This is a genomic window from Stenotrophomonas sp. LMG 10879, from assembly GCF_002750935.1.
Taxonomy (GTDB): Bacteria; Pseudomonadota; Gammaproteobacteria; order Xanthomonadales; family Xanthomonadaceae; genus Stenotrophomonas; species Stenotrophomonas lactitubi_B.
Genome location: NZ_PEJT01000008.1, coordinates 200,171 through 220,245, shown reverse-complemented (window position 1 = coordinate 220,245; position 20,075 = coordinate 200,171). Strand labels below are relative to the sequence as shown.

Genomic DNA, 20,075 nt, shown 5'->3' with positions numbered 1-20,075 from the left:
CCATGGACATCCGCCCCATCCTCAGCACCCTGCGCCGGCACAAGACCGCAGCCGCATTGATCGTGCTGGAAATCGCCCTGACCTGCGCCATCGTCTGCAATGCCCTGTTCCTGGTCACCCAGCGCGTGGAAAAGATCAGCCAGCCCAGCGGGCTGGCCGAGAACGAACTGGTGATGGTCCGGGTCAACGGCATCGGCAAGCAGACCAACGCCATGGCCCGCACCAACGAAGACCTGGCGTCGCTGCGCGCGATCCCCGGCGTGACCAGCGTGGCCAAGGTCAACCAGCTGCCGTTCCGCCGCAACTCGAGCAACACCAGCATCTCGCGCGAACGGGAGCAGGAACGCCCGACGGCCTTCGTGTCGCAGTACATGGTTGGTGAGAACGCTCTGTCCACGCTGGGCCTGCAACTGGTCGCCGGGCGAGACTTCCTGCCCAGCGAGTACATCGACCTGGAGGTAGCGCAGAAGAACCCGAAGCCTGACCGCGCCGCGCCGGTAATCATCAACCAGCAGGTCGCTGCAAAGATGTATCCGGACCAGAGCGCGCTGGGCAAGACGTTCTACATGGGCAACCAGGCGCTGCATGTGGTCGGCGTGGTCGCCCACCTGGCCACTCCGACCGATTACAACGACAACAGCACCTTGTCGATGATCCTGCCGGTGCGTACCGACTTCACCCGCGGGCCGTACATGCTGCGGACCTCACCGGAACGCCGCGATGAAGTGTTGAAGGGCGCGCTGGCCGCGTTGGAGCATAACGACCCCAACCGTCTGGTGCGCGAGAAGCTGACCTACCAGGAACAGCGCGCCGACTACTTCAAGAACGACCGCTCCATGGTCGGCCTGCTGGTCACCGTGTGCATCGCGCTGCTGGTGGTCACCGCACTGGGCATCGTCGGCCTGGCCAGCTTCTGGGTGCAGCAGCGCAGCAAGCAGATCGGCATCCGTCGCGCGTTGGGCGCCACCCGTGGGCAGATCCTGCGCTACTTCCAGACCGAGAACTTCCTGCTGGCTACGTTGGGCATCGTGCTGGGCATGCTGGCGGCCTACGCCATCAACCTGGCGCTGATGAACATGTACGAGCTGCCGCGCATGCCGCTGCTGTACCTGCCGCTGGGCGCGGTACTGCTGTGGATGCTGGGCCAGATCGCGGTGTTCGGCCCGGCCCGCCGCGCCGCTGCCGTGCCGCCGGCCGTCGCCACGCGGGGGGCGTGAGATGCGCGCCGGCCTGCTGCTGGTGTTGTTGGCCCTGCCGCTGCCGGTACTCGCCGGCAGCAGCAGCGCACAGACGCTGGAGTGGCGCCAGGACGATGCGCGGCTGGCGCTGCGCTCGACCGAGGGCGTGGTGCGGGTGGATGTGGCCAGCCCGGAAGCCCGCTTCGGTGTGCGCAGCGGCGACCGCATCCTGCGCGTGGACGATTCGCCGGTGCGGCAGATCGAGCAGCTCGCCGACGCCGTGCAGGCGGCATCGACGGCCACCGTCCACCTGCTGCTGCGGCGCGATGGGCGGATGCTCACCGTGCCGGTGAACGTGGCCCAGTGGCGCCCCGCACTGGCGCCGCCACCACCGCCGCCGGCTCCCGCGCCTCCGCCTCCGCCGCGGCGCTGAGGCCCGGCGGCTCCTGCGCCGCCATCGGTTTGGCTATGCTTGGTGGGTGGCGCCGAAAGCTCCGGCGTCATCCACCCTTTTCCGTGCGCGGCGCCGACGCTTTCCGGCGCTTCCCTGCCCTCCCAGAAGCCGCCGAATGCCTGCGATCCTGATCATCGACGACAACGCCAGCGTGGGAACCGCGCTGGACGTGCTGTTCTCCCTGCACGACATCGACACCCTGCTGGCGCAGAGCCCGGCCGAAGGGCTGGCACTGCTGGAGTCGCAGGCGGTCGACCTGGTGATCCAGGACATGAACTTCAGCGAGGACACCACCTCCGGCGAGGAAGGCGAGGCGCTGTTCGCGCAGATCCGCGAACGCCACCCCGATCTGCCGGTGATCCTGCTGACGGCCTGGACCCACCTGAGCAGCGCGGTGGACCTGGTCAAGGCCGGTGCCGCCGACTACCTGGCCAAACCCTGGGATGACCGCAAGCTGCTGACCACGGTCAACAACCTGCTGGAATTGTCCGAAGCGCGGCGCGAACTGGACCAGCGACGCCAGCGCGAACAGCGCCAGCGCCATGCACTGGAAGACAAGTACGCGTTGTGTGGCGCGGTGTTCGCCGACCCCGCCAGCGAGCGGGTGATCGCCCTTGCCTGCCAGGTCGCGCGCTCGGAGCTGCCGGTACTGATCACCGGCCCCAATGGCGCGGGCAAGGAGAAGATCGCGCAGATCATCCAGGCCAACTCGCTGGTGGCCAAGGGCCCGTTCGTGGCGGTGAACTGCGGTGCGCTGCCCTCCGAACTGATCGAGGCCGAACTGTTCGGTGCCGAGGCCGGCGCTTATACCGGCGCCAACAAGGCGCGCGAAGGCAAGTTCGAGGCGGCCGACGGCGGCACGCTGTTCCTGGATGAAATCGGCAACCTGTCGCTGGGCGGGCAGATGAAGCTGCTGCGCGTGCTGGAGACAGGACGCTTCGAGCGCCTGGGCTCCAACCGCGAACGCCAGGTCAAGGTGCGCGTGGTCAGTGCGACCAATGCCGACCTGCCGGCAATGATCCGCGAGGGTACGTTCCGCGAAGACCTCTACTACCGGCTCAACACGGTGGAACTGGCGCTGCCGCCGCTGGCCGACCGGCCCGGCGACATCGTGCCGTTGGCCGAGCATTTCCTCAGCATCGGCAAGCCGCTGTCCAGCACGGCCGCCACTGCACTGCAGCGGCACCTGTGGCCGGGCAACGTGCGTGAGCTGCGCAACGTGATCCAGCGTGCCGAACTGCTGGCCACCGGCAACCGCATCGAGGTGGCCGATCTCAACCTGCCGCGTGCGCCTGCGGCACCGCGCCCGACGCCAAGCGCCGGCAATGATCCCGACCGCGCACGCATCGAAGAAGTGCTGGCGCGCAACCACGGGGTCATCGCACAGGCGGCCAACGAACTTGGACTGAGCCGGCAGGCGCTGTACCGGCGCATGGACCGTCACGGTATCCCACGCGAATGAAGCGACGCTCCTTCACCTTCCGCCTGTTCCTGCGCCTGCTGCCGGTGCTGGCGCTGGCTGCCGCGCTGCCGTGGCTGCTGGCGTACTGGATGGACCATGGCTGGGTGGTGACCACGGTCTCCACGATCATCCTGCTGTCATTGATGTGGTGGACGCTGCGCCGCGCCACCGCACCGGTGCGCTCGTTGATGCGGGCGCTGTCCGGGACCACCAGCAGCTACCGCGACGGTGAGTACAACTTCGGCATCTACTGGCCCGGCAATGACGAACTGGGTGACCTGGTGCAGGCACACCGCGAACTGGGCGAAGTGCTGCGCGCACAACGCCAGGGCCTGGTGCAGCGCGAACTGCTGCTGGACACCATGGTGCAGAACACACCGGTGGCGATGCTGCTGATTGCGGCCGGTGGCGATGGTATTTCCCGCGTGGTGTTCTCCAACCTGGCGGCGCGCAAGCTGCTGCACGGCGGCTGGAAGCTGGAAGGCCAGCGCATGGAGGACGTACTCGAGCAGCTGCCGGTGGAGCTGCGCGATGCCATCGGCCGCGGCGGCGACAGCCTGTTCGCGGTGAAAGCTGAAAACGAAGACGGTGTGGAGGGCGACGAGGATGACGAACAGGTCTATCACCTGTCGCGGCGCGCGTTCCAGCTCAACGGCCGTCCGCATGACCTGCTGCTGGTGCGCCAGCTCACTGCCGAACTGCGCCGGCAGGAAGTGCAGACCTGGAAGAAGGTGATCCGGGTGATCAGCCACGAACTCAACAACTCGCTGGCGCCGATCGCATCGCTGGCGCACTCCGGTGGCGAACTGGTCAAGCGCGAGCGCTTTGACCGGCTGCCGGAGATCTTCACCACCATCGAAGACCGCGCACGCCACCTGGAAGGCTTCATCCGCGGCTACGCGCGTTTCGCCAAGCTGCCGCAGCCCCAACTGCAGACCGTGCAGTGGGCGCCGTTCCTGTCCAGCCTGTGCCAGCAGATTCCGTTCACCATGGAGCGTGAACCCGACGAGGAGCTGAGCAGCCGGATCGACATCGCCCAGTTCGGCCAGGCCCTGCTCAACCTGCTGAAGAACGCGCACGAGGCCTGCGCCGAAGCAGATCCGCCGAACGACGACGTGCAGGTGCAGCTGACCCGGCTGCCGCAGTGGTTGCGGCTGGATGTGCTGGACCGTGGCAAGGGCATGAACGAGCAGGTGCTGCAGAATGCGCTGATGCCGTTCTATTCGACCAAGCGCAATGGCACCGGCCTGGGGCTGGCACTCACCCGCGAGATCGTCGAGGCGCACGGTGGCAGGGTGTCGCTGCAGAACCGCACCGACGGCGGGCTGTGTGTGTCGATCCTGTTGCCGGTGGGGTAGGTTTGTTCTTCCTTCTTCTGTTGATTGCTGAAGGTTGATCATTGTTCATGGGTGTCACTTTTCTTTTCGCGCGAAAAGAAAAGTAACCAAAAGAAACGCGCCGCCGGTCCGCGAGCCGTCGTGCTGCGCACGCCGGTACCCTGCGCTCCTCGGTCCGTCGAGGGACGGCGCGGGAACTCGCTTCGCTCAGACACCCGCGCCTCTTCGCCCTCGCCGGCCCTGCGGTGCTCGGCTCGCTTCAAGGCGGACTCGAGAAGCAAAGCAAAAGCATCCACGCATGGCGTGGATCTACTGGGTGCAGCTGTGGGGTTTGACTTGGGTCCGCCTTGAAGCGAGCCGAGCACCGCAGGGGAATCAGGGGCGAAGAGGTGCCGATGTCTGAGCGCAGCGAGTTCGGCACCGGCCCCTGATTCGCCGAGGAGCGCAGGGCACCGATGCGCAGCATCGGCTCGCGGCCGGCGGAACGTTTCTTTTGGTTACTTTTCTTTTCGCGCGAAAAGAAAAGTGACACCCATGAAAGATGAGCAACCATCAGCAATCAACAGAAGAAGCAAAAACTAAAGCACCCGCCGCATCGCCACCCGCAACTGCATCGGGAATCCCAGCGCGGCTTCCTCGGCCATCACCACTCGCAGGCCCGCGCTCCACTCCGCCTCCGGCAGCACGTTGAATCCTTCGCTGCCGTAGAAAGGCGCATTCCACGGCACATCCGACAACGTGGTCAGCACTGCCGCCGGGTAGCCAAGCGCCTTGGCCTCGGCCAGCGCATGCCGCAGCAGCGCGCGTCCGTAGCCACGCCGCGCGTGGCTGGGATCCACATCCATCTGCAGCACATGGAAATCACCGTCGAGCGCACCGCCCAGCAGGTAGCCGGCGATGCCGCCATCGGCGCCTTCGATGATCCACAACAGACCACGCTGCAGTCCAGCCTGCAACGTCGGAAGGTCCAGTCCATGACCGGCGAACACCGGGTACGCCTCGTGCCCGCGCAGCAGTTCGCCCGCACGCTGTTCGATGCGGCGCAACGCGTCGAGCTCGTCGACGCGCGGTGGCCTCGGCTCAGCTCTTCTTGATGGGACGCTGCCAGCCATCGATCGTTTCCTGGCGCGCGCGGGCCACGGTCAGCTTGCCCTCCGGCGCAGTGCGGGTGATGACCGAACCTGCAGCGATCGTCGCCCCTTCACCGATCAGCACCGGCGCCACCAGCGAACTGTTCGAGCCGATGAAGGCGTTGTCGCCGATGGTGGTGGTCGACTTGTTCACGCCGTCGTAGTTGCAGGTGATGGTGCCCGCACCGATGTTGACCTTGCTGCCGATCACCGCATCGCCCAGGTAGGTCAGGTGGTTGGCCTTGCTGCCCACGCCCAGGGTGACCTTCTTGGTTTCCACGAAGTTGCCCACGTGCACGCCATCGGCCAGCACCGTGCCCGGGCGCAGCCGCGCGAACGGGCCGATCTGTGCCGCACCCTCGCTGATCACGCCTTCGACATCGCAGTGCGCACGCACTTCAGTGCCCGCACCGAGGGTGACGTCCTTCAGCCGGGTGAACGGGCCGACGGTCACGCCATCGCCCAGCACCACCTTGCCTTCCAGGATCACATCGACATCGATCATCACGTCGCTGCCGACGATCACCTCACCACGGATATCGACCCGTGCCGGGTCCCGCACGCGCGCACCCTGGATGCACAGCGCGCGCACCGCGCGCCGCTGCCAGGCCCGTTCCAGCTGCGAGAGCTGCCATGGATCGTTCGCGCCTTCCGCGTCCTGCGCATCGGCCACCAGGGCCATCTCCGCCGGAGTGAACTCACGGGCGGCGAAGGCGAACACATCGGTCAGGTAGTACTCGCCCTGCGCGTTGCTGTTGGACAGCTGTGACAGCCAACGACGCAGCGCCGTCGACTCGGCAGTGATGATGCCGGTGTTGATGATGCGCACCCGGCGCTGTTCATCGTCGGCGTCCTTCTGCTCGACGATCGCCCCCACCTTGCCTTCGGCATCGCGCAGCACGCGACCATAGCCGGTGGGATCCTCGACGTCGGCAACCAGCACGGCCAGCCGGCCCGGCTGGGCCAGCAGCTCGCGCAGGGTCTGCGCACGGATCAACGGCACATCGCCGTACAACACCAGCACCTGTGCGGCGTCGGGCACCTCCGGCATGGCCTGGGCCACGGCGTGGCCAGTACCCAGCTGCTGCGCTTGTTCAGCCCACAACAGGTCCGGCTGGTCGGCAAAATAGCTGCGCACCTGGTCCCCGCCGTGGCCGTACACCACATGGATGGCAGCCGGCTGCAGTTCGCGCGCGGTGGCGATCACATGCGCCAGCATCGGTTGCCCGGCAATCGGCTGCAGGACCTTGGGCAGCACCGATTTCATGCGCTTGCCGGCGCCAGCGGCGAGGATGATGACGTGCAGGGGTTGGGTCATGCGGGCGGTCCACGATTCGATGGCGGTGATTCTAGAACGAGGGCCGTTAACATGGAGCCCCCACCATGACCCCGGCGCCATGAGCCTGCTCCGCCAAGGCCGTTCCTATCTCATCATCGGCGTGCTGCAGCTGCTGCTGGACTGGGCGGTATTCGTCCTGGCGACGGCCGCCGGCATGCCTGCTGCGCCCGGCAACGTCTGCGGACGCGTGGCCGGCATGCTGCTGGGTTTCTGGCTCAATGGACGCATCACCTTCGCCGACGCCAACGGACAACGCCTGGGGTGGCGCCGCTTCGCGCGATTCCTGCCGCTGTGGTTGCTGCTGACCACGGCCAGCACGCTGCTGGTGGCCGCCGCCGACCATGCGCTGGGCCTGCAGGACGCCTGGCTGGCAAAGCCGCTGGTGGAAGCGGGCCTGGCGGTGGTGTCTTTCCTGCTGCTGCGCCATGTCGTGTACCGGTAACGGCGTTTCCGCTGCGTCGTCGGCACATACAAAAACGCCGGCACGTGGCCGGCGTTCCTGCTTGATGGCGCTGGACCTCAGTGCTTGAGGGTCTTGCGCAGGCGCTCCAGCGCCTGCAGCTGGACAACGGCTTCGGCCAGCTTCTGCTGGGCTTCGGCCACTTCCATCGCTTCGCCACGGTTGGCCAGGATGCGCTCGGCTTCTTCCTTGGCCTTGCGGACCGAGGCTTCGTCGATGTCCTGTGCGCGGATCGCGGTGTCGGCCAGCACGGTCACCACCTGCGGCTGCACTTCCAGGATGCCGCCGGAAATGGCGAAATCCAGCTGCTCGCCGCTCGGCGTGGTCACTACCACCTTGCCCGGCTTCAGGCGGGTGATCAGCGGTGCGTGCTTGGGCGCGATGCCCAGTTCGCCCAGCTCACCGGTGGCCACGACCAGGGTCGCTTCGCCACGGAAGATTTCCTGCTCGGCGCTGACGATGTCGCAACGGATGGTGCTCATGTAACTCTCTTCGCTAGGGGGCGGGTCGAACCCACCGCAGGGATTCCGCAGCGGTGGGCGCAGGCCCACCCCGTGTCACGGTCGGGACGGGCGTGTGCCCGTCCCCGCCGCATCAGGCCTTCTCGGCCATCTTCTTGGCCTTCTCGACCGCTTCTTCGATGCTGCCGACCATGTAGAACGCCTGCTCCGGCAGGTGGTCGTACTCGCCATCGACGATGGCCTTGAAGCCACGGATGGTGTCCTTCAGCGACACGTACTTGCCCGGCGAGCCGGTGAACACTTCGGCCACGTGGAACGGCTGGCTGAAGAAGCGCTCGATCTTGCGGGCGCGCGACACGGCCTGCTTGTCTTCTTCGGACAGTTCGTCCATGCCCAGGATGGCGATGATGTCCTTCAGTTCCTTGTACTTCTGCAGGGTCTGCTGGACGCGCTGGGCGGTGTCGTAGTGCTCGTGGCCGATGACCAGCGGGTCCATCTGGCGGCTGGTGGAGTCCAGCGGATCGACCGCCGGGTAGATACCCAGCGAAGCGATCGAACGCGACAGGGTCACGGTCGAGTCCAGGTGGGCGAAGGTGGTCGCCGGCGACGGATCGGTCAAGTCATCGGCCGGCACGTAGACGGCCTGGATCGAGGTGATCGAACCATTCTTGGTCGAGGTGATGCGCTCCTGCAGGACGCCCATTTCCTCGGCCAGGGTCGGCTGGTAGCCCACTGCCGACGGCATACGACCCAGCAGTGCCGACACTTCGGTACCGGCCAGGGTGTAGCGGTAGATGTTGTCGACGAACAGCAGCACGTCCTTGCCCTTGCCGTTCTCGTCCTTCTCGTCGCGGAAGTACTCGGCCATGGTCAGGCCGGTCAGGGCGACGCGCAGACGGTTGCCCGGCGGCTCGTTCATCTGGCCGTACACCATCGCGACCTTGTCCAGGACGTTGGAGTCCTTCATCTCGTGGTAGAAGTCGTTGCCCTCACGGGTACGCTCACCCACGCCGGCGAACACGGACAGACCGCTGTGCGCCTTGGCGATGTTGTTGATCAGCTCCATCATGTTGACGGTCTTGCCGACGCCGGCGCCGCCGAACAGGCCGACCTTGCCGCCCTTGGCGAACGGGCACATCAGGTCGATGACCTTGATGCCGGTTTCCAGCAGCTCGGTGGCCGGGGACTGGTCTTCGTACGACGGAGCAGCGCGGTGGATTTCCCAGGTATCGCTGGCGGCGACCGGACCGGCTTCGTCGATCGGACGGCCGAGCACGTCCATGATGCGGCCCAGGGTGCCAGCGCCGACCGGCACGGAGATGCCGCGCTCGGTGTTGGTGGCCACCAGGTTGCGCTTCAGGCCATCGGTGGAGCCCAGCGCGATGCAGCGGACCACGCCGTCACCGAGCTGCTGCTGCACTTCCAGGGTGATTTCGGTGTTGTCCACCTTCAGCGCGTGGTACACCTTCGGCACCGACTCGCGGGGGAATTCGACGTCGACGACGGCGCCGATGATCTGAACGATCTTGCCCTGACTCATTGCTGCATCCTCTAAATGTGTGCTTTTAACGAACGCGGTCAGACTGCTGCCGCGCCGCCGACGATTTCGGAGATTTCCTGGGTGATCGCTGCCTGGCGGGCCTTGTTGTAGACCAGCTGCAGGGTTCCGATCAGCTTGTTGGCGTTGTCACTGGCCGACTTCATCGCCACCATGCGCGCGGCATGCTCGGAAGCGACGTTTTCCAGCAGCGCCTGGTACACCAGCGACTCGATGTAACGCGTCATCACGTGCTCGAGCACGGTCGCGGCATCGGGTTCGTACAGGTAGTCCCAGTCGTGGTGCGCAACCTGCTTCTCCGCGGCCGGCAGCGGCAGCAGCTGATCGAAGCTGGCCTTCTGCACCATGGTGTTGACGAAGCGGTTGTAGACCAGATACACGCGGTCGACCTTGCCTTCGGTGAAGGCGTCGAGCATGACCTTGATCACACCGATCAGCGATTCCAGCTTCGGCGTGTCGCCGATGTGGGTCACCGTGCCGACCATGTTCACCTTGACCCGGCGGAAGAAGGTCGATGCCTTCTGGCCGATGGTCACCAGGTCCACTTCGGCGCCCTTGTCCTGCCAGGCCTTGGCTTCGCCAAGCATCTTGCGGAACAGGTTGTTGTTGAGGCCGCCGGCCAGACCGCGATCGGAGGAGATCACGATGAAACCGACCCGCTTGACCTGCTCACGCTCGACCAGGAACGGATGCTGGTAGTCGGTGCTGGCCTGCGCCAGGTGGCCGATCACCTGCTTCATCGCCTGCGCGTACGGACGCGAGGTCTTCATCCGATCCTGCGCCTTGCGGATCTTGGAGGCCGAGACCATTTCCAGGGCGCGCGTCACCTTGCGGGTGTTCTGCACGCTCTTGATCTTGGTTTTGATTTCGCGTCCGCTTGCCATCTTTTATTCCCGTGGCGCGGGGCCTGGGCCCCGCGTTGTTCAACCGTTTGATCGTCTGGTCCAGCGGAGCATCGCTCCGCTCTACAGGACCTCGATTACCAGCTGCCGGTGGTCTTGAACTCGACGATGCCCTTCTTGAAGGCACCTTCGATGTCGTTGTCCCAACCGCCGGTGGCGTTGACCTTGCCGATCAGCTCGCCCTGGGTGTTGGCGAAGTGCGCGTGCAGGCCTTCTTCGAACGCCAGCAGCTTGCTGACCGGCACGTCGTCGAGGTAACCCTCGTTGACGGCGTAGATCGACAGCGCCTGGTTGGCGATCGACATCGGCGCGTACTGCTTCTGCTTCATCAGCTCGGTGACGCGCTGACCGCGCTCCAGCTGCTTGCGGGTGGCTTCGTCCAGGTCCGAGGCGAACTGCGCGAACGCAGCCAGCTCGCGGTACTGGGCCAGCGAGATACGGATGCCGCCAGACAGCTTCTTGATGATCTTGGTCTGTGCCGAACCACCGACGCGCGACACCGAGATACCGGCGTTCACGGCCGGGCGGATGCCGGCGTTGAACAGATCGGTTTCCAGGAAGATCTGGCCGTCGGTGATCGAGATCACGTTGGTCGGAACGAACGCGGAGACGTCGCCGGCCTGGGTTTCGATGATCGGCAGCGCGGTCAGCGAACCGGTCTTGCCGGTGACCTTGCCTTCGGTGAACTTCTCGACATATTCCTCGGACACGCGGGCAGCGCGCTCGAGCAGACGGGAGTGCAGGTAGAACACGTCACCCGGGTAGGCTTCACGGCCCGGCGGACGCTTCAGCAGCAGCGAGATCTGGCGGTAGGCCACGGCCTGCTTGGACAGATCGTCGTACACGATCAGCGCGTCTTCGCCGCGGTCCATGAAGTACTCGCCCATGGTGCAGCCCGAGTAGGCGCTGATGTACTGCATCGCGGCCGATTCGGACGCGGTGGCAGCCACCACGATGGTGTGCGCCAGGGCGCCGTTCTCTTCCAGCTTGCGCACGATGTTGGCAACGGTCGAGGCCTTCTGGCCGATCGCTACGTACACGCACTTGATGCCGGTGCCCTTCTGGTTGATCACCGCATCGATGGCCAGCGCGGTCTTGCCGGTCTGGCGGTCACCGATGACCAGCTCGCGCTGGCCACGGCCGATCGGGATCATCGAGTCGACCGACTTGTAACCGGTCTGCACCGGCTGGTCGACCGACTTGCGCCAGATCACGCCCGGAGCAACGCGCTCCACCGGAGCGGTCAGGTCGGTGCCCAGCGGGCCCTTGCCGTCGATCGGCTCGCCGAGCGCGTTGACGACGCGGCCCAGCAGTTCCGGACCGACCGGCACTTCCAGGATGCGGCCGGTGGTCTTGGCGACGTCACCTTCGCGCACTTTCTCGTAGCCACCCAGGACCACGGCGCCGACCGAGTCGCGCTCCAGGTTCAGGGCCAGGGCGAAGGTGTTGTTCGGCAGTTCGATCATTTCGCCCTGCATCACGTCGGCCAGACCGAAGATGCGCACGATGCCGTCGGACACGCTGGTCACGGTGCCTTCGTTGCGCGATTCCGCGGCCAGCTTGACCTTCTCGATGCGGTTCTTGATCAGTTCGCTGATTTCGGAGGGGTTGAGCGTGGTTGCCATCGTCAAGTCCTAGTGCCGGCAGCGGGGCCGGACGTTAAATGAATTCAGTTAGCGAGCGCGGTCTGCAGACGGGCCAGCTTGCCCTTCAGCGAACCATCGATGACCACGTCACCGGCGTCGATCACAGCGCCGCCGATCAGCGAGGCGTCGACCGCAGTAGCCACTTCGACCTCGCGGTTGAAGCGCTTGCGCAGCGCGGCCTTGATCGCGTCCAGCTCGGCAACCGACAGCTCGGCCGCGGAGGTCACCGTGGCCTTGACCACGTGCTCGGCCTCGGCGCGCAGTGCGTCGAACATGCCGGCGATTTCCGGCAGCAGCGGCAGACGATGCGATTCGGCAAGCACAGCCAGGAAGCGCGAGTAGGTCTCGCCGCGGGACTCCGGCGCCAGCAGGGCGACGGCGTCATCGCGACCCAGCTCCGGGTTGGCGAGCAGGGCCGCCACGCGCGGGTCGGCGGCGACGTGGGCGGAGAACGCCAAAGCGTCCGACCACGGCGCGAACGCGCCTTCGTCACGCGCGGTCGCGAAGGCGGCGCGGGCGTACGGGCGGGCAAGCGTGAGGGCCTGGCTCATCCTTAAATCTCCGAGGCCAGCTCGTCGAGCAGCGCCTTGTGGGCGTTGGCGTCGATTTCGCGCTTGAGCAGCTTTTCGGCACCGGTCACGGCCAGCGCGGACACCTGCTTGCGCAGATCTTCACGGGCACGGTTGGCGGCGGCGTCGATTTCGGCCTGGGCCAGGTCCTTCTGACGGGTGGCTTCGGCAACAGCTTCGTTGCGGGCCGCGTCGACGATCTGGTTGGCACGCGCGTGGGCCTGGTCGATGATCTCGTTGGCCTTGGTGCGGGCTTCCTTCAGCGCTTCATTGACCTTGTCCTGCGCCTGGGCCAGATCTTTCTGGCTGCGGTCGGCAGCAGCGAGGCCTTCAGCGATCTTCTGCTGGCGCTCTTCGATCGCGTTCATCAGCGGCGGCCAGATCTTGGTCGCGATGAGCCAGATCAGGGCGGCAAAGGCCAGGGCCTGGGCGATGAGGGTAAAACCGATATCCATGGGGTTCGCTCAGTCGGTTGTGACGGGATGGAAGCGCCGCCACACGGGCGGCGCCTCCGAACCTTCATCCGCGACCAGGCACCTGCGGCGCCTGGTCGTTTCGCTTTCGCTGGATCAGCCAGCGATTGCCGGCAGGCGCGAGACGAACTCGCCGACCATCGGGTTGGCGAAGGCGAACAGCAGGCCCACGGCGACCGAGATGATGAAGGCGGCGTCGATCAGGCCGGCGGTGATGAACATGCGGACCTGCAGGACCGGGATCAGTTCCGGCTGGCGCGCGGCCGACTCCAGGAACTTACCGGCCATGATGGCCAGACCCAGACCGGCGCCCAGCGCGGCCAGGCCGATCATGATGCCGACGGCGAGGACGGTGGAGCTCTGAACTTGGGCGAGATTGGTCAGGACGGCGAAGTACATGGTTTTCTCCAGGAACTTGATTGCTAAGGGTTTAGAAACAAACGGATGAAGGGTGAAGCGAAACTCAGTGAGCGTCTTCCGACAGGCTCAGGTACACGATGGACAGCATCATGAAGATGAAGGCCTGCAGCGGAATCACCAGAAGGTGGAACAGCATCCAGCCGAAGCCGGCGAACGCGCCTGCAAACATGCCGGCGATACCTGCACCGCCCAGCACCCAGATCAGCAGGAACACGATTTCACCGCCGAACATGTTGCCGAACAGTCGCATCGCCAGCGAGATCGGCTTGCTCAGCCACTCGACGATGTTCAGGATCAGGTTGAACGGCATCATCCACTTGCCAAACGGTGCGGTCAGGAATTCCTTGGCGAAACCGCCAAAGCCCTTGGCGCGCAGCGCGAAGAACAGCATCAGGAAGAACACGCTGATCGACATGCCGAGGGTGGCATTGACGTCGGCGGTGGGGACCGGCTTCCAGTACGGCACGCCCATCAGTTCGAGCGGCTTGGCGATGAAGTCGGCCGGGATCATCTTGATGAGGTTCATCAGGAGGATCCAGAAGAAGATCGTGATCGCGATCGGGGTCACCAGCTTGCTGGTGCCGTGGTAGGTGTCCTTGGCCTGGCGGTCAACGAACTCCAGGCAGATCTCGACGAACGCCTGCCACTTGCCCGGCACGCCGGAGGTGGCCTTGCGGGTGCCGAGCCAGAAGGCGACGACCATCACCAGGCCCATCAGCAGCGAGGTCACCAGCGTGTCCACGTGGATTGCCCACGGAGAGCCATGACCTGCCGTCAGATTGTGCAGGTGATGCTGGATGTAGGAGGTGGGTGTAAGCGCCTCGCCTGCCATGTGTCCGGAACCTTAAGTTAAATGAATTCGATTAGCGCCTGGCCATGGCCAGGACCTGGAACATCAGCCCGACGGCGATACCGGCCAACAGCGCCAATGCAGGCAGCTTGAAGACCAGGAACCCCACCATCAGGACACCAAAAACGAGCGCCCACTTGGCCACGATCGCAACGATCAGGCGTGCCATGGCCGAACCGGCCCCCAGCGCACCACCACCCAATGCCATCCGTGCCGCCACCCAACCACCGGCCGAAACCGCCACACCGGATGCCAGGGCACCAAGGGCATACTTCGGCCCTACCAGCAGGAAGGCCAGAGCCAGGACAGCCACTGCGGCCAGCGGGTAGACCGCGGCGCGCAGCATCAGTCGCCGACCCGTTTCTACGGAGTTCAGCACAGGACGTCCCGCGTGGTTACAAGTGGATGGCTGAGGCGACTACAGCAGGGGGGCCTCATCGAGCCGCCAAATTATAGCAATGGGACAATTTGCGAGACAACCGGTGCCTGTTCATATCGGAACAGCGCAAGTTGCGGTAAGGGCTGCGGTTTTGCAGCCCACCACGGGGACAATGACAACTGCGCGATGTTGCGCCGCAACGTATTGAACTTTGGTCGCAGACGATGGAACTTTCCGCCGACGGTGATGGTCCGATCCTGCGACCTGCCTGCAGCTACCTCGTCGACGCTTCGCCTGCAGGTCCCCATGATGGCCCCGAAGCGCCGCTCCGGGGCCATCTTTTCGCGCGGCACCGACAGCGCTGAACCGTCCACATCGCGTGGACCATACTTTCACGAATGGTGGACAGCGACGTCCGGCAAAGTGGCCTTCATTCCGATGAACCACTGCAAGGACTCTTCGATGCGCTCCGTTCCCACCCTGCTCGCCCTCTCGCTTCTCGCCGCCGGCGCGTCGTTCGCCTCCGCCGCCCATGCCGCCGAAGGCGATGACCGCTTCGCCCTGCGCCTGGGTGCGATGAACATCGACTCGGACAACACCCTGCGCGGCAACACCAATGTCGCCGGCCAGGACATCGGCTTCTCCGAGGACTTCAAGCTGGGTGGCAAGGAATGGGAGCCGCGCATCGACGGCATGTTCCGCATCAGCAACCGCCAGCGCCTGCTGTTCAACTACTTCAAGTACGACAAGGACCGCCGCGAGACGCTCGGCCAGGATATTTCCTTCGGCAACGTCAACGTGCCGGCCGACAGCTTCGTCAAGGCCGAGCTGAAGTACCAGGTGGCCAGCCTGGTGTATGACTACTCGGTGGTGGACACCGAGAAGTTCGACCTCGGCCTGCAGCTGGGTGCCGAATACGCCAAGGTCAGCACCAAGGGCTACGCCGATCTGGGCACGGTGTATGAAGGCCAGTTCCTGGACGAGAAGACCGACGGCGTGGCGCCGGTGGTCGGTGCACGCCTGAGCTTCACCCCGTCCGAAAAGTGGATGATCACGCTGCAGGGCCAGTACCTCAACACGCGCTGGGGCAGCTTCGACGACTACAAGGGTGACCTGAGCCGCGCCAACGCGATCGTCGATTACCGCTTCACCCCGAACTTCGGTGTGTTCGCCGGCTACGACTGGTTCAAGCTGGATGCGGACAAGAAGGGCAGCGACGGCACCATCGGCCTGAAGCAGGAATTCAAGGGCCCGGTGGCCGGTATCAGCGTCACCTTCTAAGCCCTGCGCCTCTTCCACAACGCTCTCTCCTGGCGCGGCCTCCGGAATATCGGGGGCCGCGTTTTTTTGTGCTGTTGTTCCGTGCAGGGGCAAGAGCAGGTTGCTCGAGCGCTGGAGAGAGAGGGGGCTGGGTGCGAATGTCCCCCGGCGCCGGCCTGCGGCCGTCACCTCCTCCTTTACTTCGCACCCAGCCCCCTCTCCCTCCGCGTGTCAGACATCCGGGCGGCTTTGGCACTGGCTCTCGACTGTCCGCAAGCCGAGCCGCTGCGCGGGCGGCAGGCGTTTCGACAAAGTAAAGGAGGAGGCGACCGCCGCAGGCGGACGACGGGGGACATTTGTCGAAACGCCTGCCGCCCACGCAGCGGCCCTACAGCTCGCAAAAATCCGAAGCGGAGAAACAAAAAAAAACCCCGGCAATGCCGGGGCTTTTTATTCGCAAAGGCGCGAGCGCCTTATTTCTTCTTCGGCATGTACAGATCGGTGATCGTGCCGTCGTAGATTTCCGAGGCCATCGCCACCGATTCGCTCAGCGTCGGGTGCGCGTGGATGGTGTGGCCGATGTCCTCGGCCTCTGCACCCATTTCAATGGCCAGGCCGATCTCGGCCAGCAGATCACCAGCATGCACGCCGACGATCGCACCACCGATGATGCGGTGGCTGTCCTCGTCGAAGATCAGCTTGGTGAAACCCTCGGTGCGACCGATGCCGATCGCGCGGCCGCTGGCGGCCCACGGGAACTTCGCCACGCCGACCTTCAGGCCCTTGGCCTTGGCTTCGGTCTCGGTCACGCCGACCCAGGCGATTTCCGGGTTGGTGTAGGCCACCGACGGAATCACGCGGGCCACCCATTCCTTCTTGTGGCCGGCAGCCACTTCGGCCGCCAGCTTGCCCTCATGCGTGGCCTTGTGGGCCAGCATCGGGTTGCCGACGATGTCGCCGATGGCAAAGATGTGCGGCACGTTGGTGCGCATCTGCCGGTCGACCGGAATGAAGCCGCGGTCGGTGACCTGCACGCCGGCCTTGTCCGCGTCGATCTTCTTGCCGTTCGGCGAGCGGCCCACGGCCACCAGCACGCGGTCGAAGGTGCCCTGCGCCAATGCCGGCGTCTGCCCTTCCTCGGCGGCTTCGAAGGTCACGGTGATGCCCTTGGCGTCGGCGGTCACGCCGGAGGCCTTGGTCTTCAGATGGACCTCGATGCCCTGCTTCTTCAGGCGGTCGGCCAGCGGCTTGACCAGGTCCTTGTCGGCGCCCGGCATCAGCTGGTCCATGAACTCGACCACGGTCACCTTGCTGCCCAGCGCGCCATACACGGTGGCCATTTCCAGGCCGATGATGCCGCCACCGACGACCAGCAGCGAACCCGGCACTTCGGCCAGTTCCAGTGCGTCGGTGGAGTCCATCACGCGCTTGTCGTCCCACGGGAAGTTCGGCAGCTTCACCGCCTGCGAACCGGCGGCGATGATGCACTTCTGGAAGCGCAGCAGCTGGGTGCTGCCGTCTTCAGCCGTGATCAGCAGTTCGTTGGCCGACACGAACGTGCCAACGCCCTGCACGTTGCGGACCTTGCGCTGCTTGGCCATGCCGGCCAGGCCCTTGGTCAGCTGGTTGACGACCTTTTCCTTGTACTGGCGCAGCTTGTCCAGGGTGATGGTCGGCTTGCCGAACTCGACGCCGAAATCGCCGGCGTGGGCGACTTCGTCGATCACCGCAGCGGCATGCAGCAACGCCTTGGACGGAATGCAGCCCACGTTGAGGCAGACGCCGCCGAGGCTGGCATAGCGTTCAACCAGCACCGTATCCAGGCCGACGTCGGCGGCACGGAAGGCGGCGGTGTAGCCGCCCGGGCCCGAGCCCAGCACGACCATTTCGCATTCGATGTCGGCGGCCTTGCCACTGGCCAGCGCCGGCTTCGGCGCTGCAGGCTCGGCCGGGGCGCGGTGCGACGGGGTCACCGGCGGCTTGCTGGCCGGAGCGGCTGCAGCCGGGGCCGGCGCAGCGGCCTTGGCAGGCGTTTCAGCGGTGCCGTCGGACTCCAGCAGCACGACGACGGCGCCTTCGGACAGGGTGTCGCCCAGCTTGACCTTGATTTCCTTGACCACGCCAGCGGCCGAGGACGGCACTTCCAGGGTCGCCTTGTCCGACTCCAGGGTCACCAGACCCTGGTCTTTCTTCACCGTATCGCCAACGGCGACCAGCACTTCGATCACCGGTACATCGCTGTAATCGCCGATGTCGGGAACCTTGATTTCAATCGTGGCCATGGTGGGTTTTCCTCGTGCCCGACCGGCGTGGCCGGTGGGCTGTCACTGCGTTTCGACAGGCGGCCGCGCCAGGGGCAGCGGCCGCACGGTGGGGGCGAAGCGGTGCCTTACAGCAGCACGCGGCGCATGTCGGCCAGCACCTGCGAGAGGTACGTGGTGAAGCGTGCGGCCAGGGCGCCATCGATGACGCGGTGGTCGTAGCTCAGCGACAGCGGCAGCATCAGCTTCGGTGCGAACTCCTTGCCGTTCCAGACCGGCTGGATGGACGACTTGGAGACGCCGAGGATGGCCACTTCCGGGGCATTGACGATCGGGGTGAACGCGGTGCCGCCGATGCCGCCCAGCGAGCTGATCGAGAAGCAGCCGCCGCTCATGTCGGCCGGGCCCAGCTTGCCGTCGCGCGCCTTCCTGGCCAGCTCGCCGGTTTCCTGCGCGATCTGCACCACGCCCTTCTTGTCGACATCGCGGATGACCGGAACGACCAGGCCGTTCGGGGTATCGGCCGCGAAACCGATGTTGAAGTACTTCTTCAGGGTCAGGTTCTCGCCACTTGCATCCAGCGAAGCGTTGAACTCCGGGAACTGCTTCAGCGCCGCAGCGCTGGCCTTGATCAGGAAGGCGAGCATGGTCAGCTTGATGCCGGCCTTCTCGTTCTCCTTGTTCAAGGCCACGCGCAGGCCTTCCAGGTCGGTGATGTCGGCCTGCTCGAACTGGGTCACGTGCGGGATCATCGCCCAGTTGCGGGCCAGGTTCGCACCGGAGATCTTCTTGATGCGCGACAGCGGCTGCACTTCAACGTCGCCGAACTTGCTGAAATCGACCTTCGGCCACGGCAGCAGGTTGAGGCCACCGCCGGCGGCCACGGTGCCACCGGCAGCCGCCGGGGCTCCACCGCTGAGCGCAGCCTTGACGAACTTCTGCACGTCGGCCTTGGTGATGCGGCCGCCCTTCTCGCTGCCGCTGACCTGCAGCAGGTCGACACCCAGCTCGCGGGCGAACACGCGTACCACCGGCGATGCGTAGGGCACCTTGGCCGGCAGCACGCCATCGGCGTTGAACTGCACCGGCGGGCTGCTCGGCGCGCCGGCCGAGGGGGCGCTGGCGATCTCGCGGGCAGCCAGCTTGTCCGGCTGTGCCGGCACGGCGACCGGCTCGACCTTGGTGGCCGTCTCGGCGGCGGCCGGGGCGGCAGCGGCGGCGGCCTTGGCCGGGGCCGGGGCGGCAGCGCCTTCGGCTTCAATGATGGCGACCACGTTGCCCTGCGACAGGTTGTCGCCGACCTTGACCTTGATTTCCTTGACCACGCCGGCGACCGACGACGGCACTTCCATGGTGGCCTTGTCGCTTTCCAGCGTGACCAGACCCTGGTCCTTCTTCACCGTATCGCCCACGGCGACCAGCACTTCGATGACCGGAATACCGCTGTAGTCGCCGATATCCGGCACCAGCGCTTCAACCGCGCCGCCGCTGGCAGCGGGGGCGGCAGCGGCCGGAGCCGGAGCCGGAGCGGCAGCGGGAGCCGCCTGGGTGGCAGCGGCCGGAGCAGCGGCCTTGGCCGGTGCCGGCGCAGCGGCAGCAGCGGCCGGCTGGGCAGCCTCGCCGTCGGCCACTTCGATCAGCGCCACGACCTTGCCTTCAGACAGGCTGTCGCCCAGCTTGACCTTGATTTCCTTGACCACGCCGGCCACCGAGGACGGCACCTCCATGGTCGCTTTATCGCTTTCCAGCGTGACCAGGCCCTGGTCCTTCTTCACCGTATCGCCGACGGCAACAAGCACCTCGATTACCGGGATATCGCTGTAGTCACCGATATCGGGGACACGTGCTTCCTTGATTTCGGCCATGGGGAGAACTCCGGCAATCTGGTGTAGGGAAACGTCTATTGTGCGGCCAGCGGGGGCCTGCGCCAACCGTT

The 20,075-nt window shown here is 65.5% G+C and carries 18 protein-coding genes and 1 pseudogene; 6 read left to right on the top strand and 13 right to left on the bottom strand.

Going from position 1 to position 20,075, the window contains the following annotated elements; all coding sequences use genetic code 11:
* Positions 1-2: 2 nt before the first annotated feature.
* The 4 genes and pseudogenes from CR919_RS14415 to CR919_RS14400 form a co-directional block, all read left to right on the top strand.
* Positions 3-1,217: an FtsX-like permease family protein gene (locus CR919_RS14415; RefSeq protein WP_099820583.1), complete on the top strand. Its 1,215-nt coding sequence runs from the start codon at positions 3-5 to the stop codon at positions 1,215-1,217.
* 1 nt (position 1,218) lies between these two features.
* Complete coding sequence (locus tag CR919_RS14410) at positions 1,219-1,611, top strand: PDZ domain-containing protein (RefSeq protein ID WP_099820582.1); 393 nt, start codon at positions 1,219-1,221, stop codon at positions 1,609-1,611.
* 136 nt (positions 1,612-1,747) lie between these two features.
* Positions 1,748-3,094 (top strand): sigma-54 dependent transcriptional regulator, encoded by a 1,347-nt coding sequence (locus CR919_RS14405; protein ID WP_099820581.1) that lies wholly within the window; start codon positions 1,748-1,750, stop codon positions 3,092-3,094.
* Positions 3,019-4,452, top strand: a pseudogene (locus CR919_RS14400) (ATP-binding protein); the annotation flags it as partial. The gene CR919_RS14405 and the pseudogene CR919_RS14400, both read left to right, overlap by 76 nt.
* Before the next feature lie 557 nt (positions 4,453-5,009).
* On the opposite strand, the gene CR919_RS14395 reads toward CR919_RS14400, so the two are convergent.
* Together CR919_RS14395 and glmU are read right to left on the bottom strand one after the other, a co-directional pair.
* Positions 5,010-5,543: a GNAT family N-acetyltransferase gene (locus CR919_RS14395; RefSeq protein WP_099820579.1), complete on the bottom strand. Its 534-nt coding sequence runs from the start codon at positions 5,541-5,543 to the stop codon at positions 5,010-5,012.
* The gene (glmU, locus tag CR919_RS14390) at positions 5,512-6,879 is read right to left on the bottom strand and encodes a bifunctional UDP-N-acetylglucosamine diphosphorylase/glucosamine-1-phosphate N-acetyltransferase GlmU (protein WP_099820578.1); all 1,368 of its coding nucleotides are present in this window, start codon (positions 6,877-6,879) and stop codon (positions 5,512-5,514) included. Before glmU ends, CR919_RS14395 begins: the two co-directional genes overlap by 32 nt.
* A gap of 79 nt (positions 6,880-6,958) precedes the next feature.
* Here glmU and CR919_RS14385 point away from each other — a divergent pair, with 79 nt between their 5' ends.
* Positions 6,959-7,342, top strand: coding sequence for a GtrA family protein (locus CR919_RS14385; RefSeq protein WP_099820577.1), 384 nt, complete (start codon positions 6,959-6,961; stop codon positions 7,340-7,342).
* A gap of 77 nt (positions 7,343-7,419) precedes the next feature.
* Here the strand turns inward: CR919_RS14385 and CR919_RS14380 are convergent, their stop codons facing one another.
* The 9 genes from CR919_RS14380 to CR919_RS14340 all read right to left on the bottom strand — a co-directional run bounded on the left by CR919_RS14380 (position 7,420) and on the right by CR919_RS14340 (position 14,585).
* Positions 7,420-7,842 (bottom strand): F0F1 ATP synthase subunit epsilon, encoded by a 423-nt coding sequence (locus CR919_RS14380; protein WP_025877355.1) that lies wholly within the window; start codon positions 7,840-7,842, stop codon positions 7,420-7,422.
* A gap of 112 nt (positions 7,843-7,954) precedes the next feature.
* Positions 7,955-9,361 (bottom strand): F0F1 ATP synthase subunit beta, encoded by a 1,407-nt coding sequence (atpD, locus tag CR919_RS14375; RefSeq protein ID WP_089237045.1) that lies wholly within the window; start codon positions 9,359-9,361, stop codon positions 7,955-7,957.
* Between the two features lie 38 nt (positions 9,362-9,399).
* Positions 9,400-10,263: a F0F1 ATP synthase subunit gamma gene (gene atpG / locus CR919_RS14370; RefSeq protein WP_089237047.1), complete on the bottom strand. Its 864-nt coding sequence runs from the start codon at positions 10,261-10,263 to the stop codon at positions 9,400-9,402.
* 95 nt (positions 10,264-10,358) lie between these two features.
* Complete coding sequence (gene atpA / locus CR919_RS14365) at positions 10,359-11,906, bottom strand: F0F1 ATP synthase subunit alpha (protein WP_089237049.1); 1,548 nt, start codon at positions 11,904-11,906, stop codon at positions 10,359-10,361.
* 44 nt (positions 11,907-11,950) lie between these two features.
* On the bottom strand, positions 11,951-12,478 hold the full coding sequence (locus CR919_RS14360; RefSeq protein ID WP_089237051.1) for a F0F1 ATP synthase subunit delta: 528 nt from the start codon (positions 12,476-12,478) through the stop codon (positions 11,951-11,953).
* Between the two features lie 2 nt (positions 12,479-12,480).
* A complete protein-coding gene (locus CR919_RS14355) occupies positions 12,481-12,951 on the bottom strand; it encodes a F0F1 ATP synthase subunit B (protein WP_025877365.1) in 471 nt (156 codons plus the stop codon).
* A gap of 114 nt (positions 12,952-13,065) precedes the next feature.
* Complete coding sequence (atpE, locus tag CR919_RS14350) at positions 13,066-13,368, bottom strand: F0F1 ATP synthase subunit C (protein ID WP_089237053.1); 303 nt, start codon at positions 13,366-13,368, stop codon at positions 13,066-13,068.
* Positions 13,369-13,432: 64 nt separating this feature from the next.
* Positions 13,433-14,221 (bottom strand): F0F1 ATP synthase subunit A, encoded by a 789-nt coding sequence (gene atpB / locus CR919_RS14345; RefSeq protein WP_089237055.1) that lies wholly within the window; start codon positions 14,219-14,221, stop codon positions 13,433-13,435.
* Positions 14,222-14,252: 31 nt separating this feature from the next.
* On the bottom strand, positions 14,253-14,585 hold the full coding sequence (locus CR919_RS14340) for a hypothetical protein (RefSeq protein ID WP_032952006.1): 333 nt from the start codon (positions 14,583-14,585) through the stop codon (positions 14,253-14,255).
* A gap of 495 nt (positions 14,586-15,080) precedes the next feature.
* On the opposite strand from CR919_RS14340, the gene CR919_RS14335 reads away from it, so the two are divergent.
* Positions 15,081-15,899, top strand: coding sequence for a hypothetical protein (locus CR919_RS14335; RefSeq protein WP_099820576.1), 819 nt, complete (start codon positions 15,081-15,083; stop codon positions 15,897-15,899).
* Between the two features lie 452 nt (positions 15,900-16,351).
* On the opposite strand, the gene lpdA is transcribed toward CR919_RS14335, so the two are convergent.
* Entirely contained in the window at positions 16,352-18,160 is a 1,809-nt protein-coding gene (gene lpdA / locus CR919_RS14330; RefSeq protein WP_099820575.1) for a dihydrolipoyl dehydrogenase, read from the bottom strand.
* 107 nt (positions 18,161-18,267) lie between these two features.
* On the bottom strand, positions 18,268-20,004 hold the full coding sequence (aceF, locus tag CR919_RS14325) for a dihydrolipoyllysine-residue acetyltransferase (RefSeq protein ID WP_099820574.1): 1,737 nt from the start codon (positions 20,002-20,004) through the stop codon (positions 18,268-18,270).
* Positions 20,005-20,075: the final 71 nt, after the last annotated feature.